Origin of the sequence: Streptomyces oryzae (assembly GCF_017676365.1) — a bacterium.
Classification (GTDB): domain Bacteria; phylum Actinomycetota; class Actinomycetes; order Streptomycetales; family Streptomycetaceae; genus Streptomyces; species Streptomyces oryzae.
The window spans coordinates 1-3,739 of record NZ_JADKMA010000339.1 but is presented as its reverse complement, the minus strand read 5'-3'; the positions used below and the strand labels follow the sequence as shown (position 1 = coordinate 3,739).

General features: G+C 72.3%; 4 protein-coding genes. 3 read left to right on the top strand and 1 reads right to left on the bottom strand.

Translation table 11 applies throughout. The features are described 5' to 3' along the window. Positions 1-305 (top strand): ArsR/SmtB family transcription factor (locus tag ITI46_RS33660; RefSeq protein ID WP_209243745.1); only part of this gene is annotated, 305 nt, incomplete at its 5' end. A 109-nt stretch (positions 306-414) separates the two neighbouring features. Continuing rightward, positions 415-2,532 carry a bifunctional aldolase/short-chain dehydrogenase gene (locus ITI46_RS33655; protein WP_209243744.1) on the top strand — a complete coding sequence of 706 codons (2,118 nt, stop codon included), beginning with the start codon at positions 415-417 and terminating at the stop codon, positions 2,530-2,532. 30 nt (positions 2,533-2,562) lie between these two features. On the opposite strand, the gene ITI46_RS33650 is transcribed toward ITI46_RS33655, so the two are convergent. After that, positions 2,563-2,910 carry a hypothetical protein gene (locus tag ITI46_RS33650; protein ID WP_209243743.1) on the bottom strand — a complete coding sequence of 116 codons (348 nt, stop codon included), beginning with the start codon at positions 2,908-2,910 and terminating at the stop codon, positions 2,563-2,565. Between the two features lie 81 nt (positions 2,911-2,991). Here ITI46_RS33650 and ITI46_RS33645 point away from each other — a divergent pair. Then, the coding region (locus ITI46_RS33645; RefSeq protein WP_209243742.1) for a hypothetical protein at positions 2,992-3,739 on the top strand (748 nt) is incomplete at its 3' end.

Sequence of the window (3,739 nt, the reverse complement as noted above, 5' to 3'; positions counted from 1 at the left end):
AGCCCGCGCGGGACGAGATGCGGCTGGAGGCGGTGATGGCGGCGCTCAGCGATCCGCTCCGGATCGGCATCGTGCGCAAACTGCTGCTGGAGTCGGTCGACTTCGACCACACCTGCACCTGGTTCGAACTGGACCGTCCCAAGTCCTCGCTCACCCACCACTTCCGCGCCCTGCGCGAGGCGGGTCTCATCCGGCAGCGTCAGTACGGCCCCTCTCGTCGCAATCAGGTCCGTATCGAGGATCTGGAGGCCCGCTTTCCCGGGCTGCTCGCGCTGATTGCCGACTGGCGCCCGGCCTCCGTGTAGCTCGTTGCCCCGGCACCGTTGACAGTCCTCAACGGGCCCCTCTAGCTTGCTGCTTGCGCGATTTGAATCGTTTCATAAACCGCTTCATAAACCTTCATGAAGGAAGCGCATGCCCTCCTCGCCCCCTTCGCCCTCCGCGTCCTCTCCCGCCCAGCACCCCGCGGTTGCCGCCCTGCTCCGCCGCGCCCGCGCGCTCGGCGCCGATCCGCGCAACACCAACTACGCGGGAGGGAACGCCTCCGCGAAAGGGGAGGTGGCCGACCCCGTCACCGGGCAGCCCGTCGAACTGCTGTGGGTCAAGGGGTCGGGCGGCGATCTGGGGACGCTCACCGAACAGGGGCTGGCCGTGCTGCGGCTGGACCGGCTGCGCGCCCTCACCTCCACCTACCCCGGCGTGGAGCGCGAGGACGAGATGGTGCCGGCGTTCGACTACTGCCTGCACGGCAAGGGCGGCGCCGCACCGTCCATCGACACTGCCATGCACGGCCTGCTGGACGCGGCGCACGTCGACCACCTCCACCCCGACTCCGGCATCGCCCTCGCCTGCGCGGCCGACGGCGAGAGGCTGACCCGGGAGTGCTTCGGCGATGCCGTCGTCTGGGTGCCCTGGCGGCGCCCCGGATTCCAGCTGGGCCTGGACATCGCCGCCGTCAAGGAGACCAACCCGCAGGCGGTCGGCGTCGTACTGGGCGGGCACGGGATCACCGCGTGGGGTGCCACGTCCGAGGAGTGCGAGCGCAACTCGCTGTGGATGATCCGTACGGCGGAGGAGTTCCTGGTCCGGCGTGGCAAGGCGGAACCGTTCGGTCCGCTGCTCGGTGACGGCTACCGGCCGCTGCCCGAGGCCGAACGCCGCGCGCGGGCCGCGGCGTTGGCGCCGGTCCTGCGGGGTCTTGTTTCGAGCGTCACCTCTCCAACCGGTGACGCTGAAAGGCATAGGCCGCCGGGAGGGCTTGCCGGGCACTTCACCGACGCCGAGCCGGTACTGGACTTCCTCGCCCGCGCCGAGCACCCGCGGCTCGCCGCGCTCGGCACCTCCTGCCCCGACCACTTCCTGCGCACCAAGGTCCGCCCCCTCGTCCTCGATCTGCCCGCCACCGCGCCGCTGGAGGAGGTGACCGCCCGGCTGCGCGAGCTGCACGCCGCCTACCGCGAGGAGTACGCCGCCTACTACGCCCGGTACGCCACCGCCGACTCGCCCCCGATGCGCGGCGCCGACCCGGCGATCGTCCTCGTACCCGGCGTCGGGATGTTCTCGTTCGGCAAGGACAAGCAGACGGCGCGGGTGGCGGGCGAGTTCTATCTGAACGCCGTCAATGTGATGCGGGGCGCGGAAGCCGTCTCCTCGTACGCGCCGATCGAGGAGTCGGAGAAGTTCCGGATCGAGTACTGGGAGCTGGAGGAGGCCAAACTGCGGCGCATGCCGCGGCCCAAGCCGCTGGCGGGCCGCATCGCCCTGGTGACGGGGGCCGCGTCCGGCATCGGCAGGGCGATCGCCCGGCGGCTGTCGGCCGAGGGCGCCTGCGTGGTGGTCGCCGACCGCAACGGTGCCGACGCCGCGGCGGTCGCCGAGGAGCTGGGCGGGCCGGACCAGGCGGTCGCCGTCACCGTCGATGTGACCGACGAGGAGCAGATCGAGACCGCGTTCGCGGCGGCCTCGCTTGCCTTCGGCGGAGTCGACCTCGTGGTCAACAACGCCGGCATCTCCCTCTCCAAGCCCCTCCTGGAGACCACCGCCGCCGACTGGGACCTCCAGCACGACATCATGGCCCGCGGCTCCTTCCTCGTCTCCCGCGAGGCGGCCCGGCTGATGCGGACGCAGGCGCTGGGCGGCGACATCGTCCACATCGCCTCCAAGAACGCGGTCTTCGCGGGCCCGAACAACATCGCCTACGCCGCGACCAAGGCCGACCAGGCACACCAAGTGCGGCTGCTCGCCGCCGAGCTGGGGGAGTACGGCATCCGCGTCAACGGCGTCAACCCGGACGGCGTCGTCCGCGGCTCCGGCATCTTCGCGAGCGGCTGGGGCGCCCAGCGCGCCGCCGTCTACGGGGTGGAGGAGGAGAAACTGGGCGAGTTCTACGCCCAGCGCACCCTGCTGAAGCGCGAGGTCCTGCCGGAACATGTCGCGGCAGCCGTCTTCGCCCTCACCGGCGGCGACCTGACCCATACGACAGGGCTGCACGTGCCGGTGGACGCGGGGGTGGCGGCAGCGTTCCTGCGGTGAGCGCCGCCGAGGAGAACCGGCCGCGGCCGGTCAGAGCTGTCCGACCAGTGAGAGGGCGATCATGCCGACGACGAAGACGGCGAAGGCGAGCCGGGTACGGCCACGCCGCCCGAACTCGAACATGGCGCCTCCCAGCGCCGTCGCAGCCACGAGGACGGCGATGACCAGCGCGGACTGACCCTCGTATACGGCCTTCCCCGTCTGGCCGATCCCGCCGAGCACATACACGACGCCGACCAGCATGGTGGCCGTCCGGGCGTTGCGCGGAGTGTTCCGCTGCTGCCGGAGGAAAGCCCTCCGCTCGGCCGGCGACGACGTCCGCATCCGCAGGGCATCCTGCTGGAGCCGCTCGTACTCATTGCTGCCAGGGGCGCTCATGGCCGCACAATAAACGGCATTCGCGGCTGCGTACCCTCGCCGGGTGGGCGACCAGCGTGAGGGCTTCGTGAAGGGGGGCCGATGACCGACGTGTTCGCGTGTGCCCGGTGCGGTGCTGTCCTGACCGCAGCGGTGTCGCGGGTCGCGCTCCCCGTCCACGCCCATCAGTCGTACGGACACGATCTGCTGCCCGCGCTCATGGACCCGGGCGCGTACGCGATCGACCCCGAGCCCTCCGGCCCGCCGTGGCGGCGGTGGAGCGAGGTCGGGCCGCACGAGGCTGAGGACCGCGGGGTGTTCGCACCAGTGTGGGCGCTGTCTTTCGGGGCGCCGGGGGCGGTCGTCCTCGCGCCTGGTGACACCCGCGGCACCGTTCCGATCCCGGACCGCTGCGGAGGGGGCTGCTGCGGGCTGGACGGGCGGGACGGCCCGAACCTGGCCTGCGCGCGGTGCGGTTCGCCGGTGGCGACCCTGATCGACGACTGCTCGCTGTGGCGCGCGGTGTGGCTCGCCCCGGACGCCGTACGCCAACACTCCGCCGCCGGACCCCTTCGTCGACCGACTGACTGGTCGGTATGCGGGAGGACACCTCCGGTGGCGCCGTCCGGAGCCTGGAATCCGCGCTGGGCGGCGGCCGTCGGCGCCGCGCTGGCCCACCTGCTGGCGGCTTCGGCGGGCACCCGCGTGACCGTCCCCGACGGCCTCGCCGCGGACACCTTCGGACGCGCGCTGGACGCCCTGCTCCCGCCCGGCCCCACCGCGAAGAGGGCGGCCCTGGCCGGCCCCGGCCTGCCGGCGCCCGACCCGCCCGCCGACATCGTCCTGGTCC

What these genes read in the sequence shown, in the direction of transcription:
- ITI46_RS33650 (WP_209243743.1), bottom strand. Translation starts at nt 2,910, where the DNA reads ATGAGCGCCCCTGGCAGCAATGAGTACGAGCGGCTCCAGCAGGATGCC.
- ITI46_RS33655 (WP_209243744.1), top strand. Translation starts at nt 415, where the DNA reads ATGCCCTCCTCGCCCCCTTCGCCCTCCGCGTCCTCTCCCGCCCAGCAC.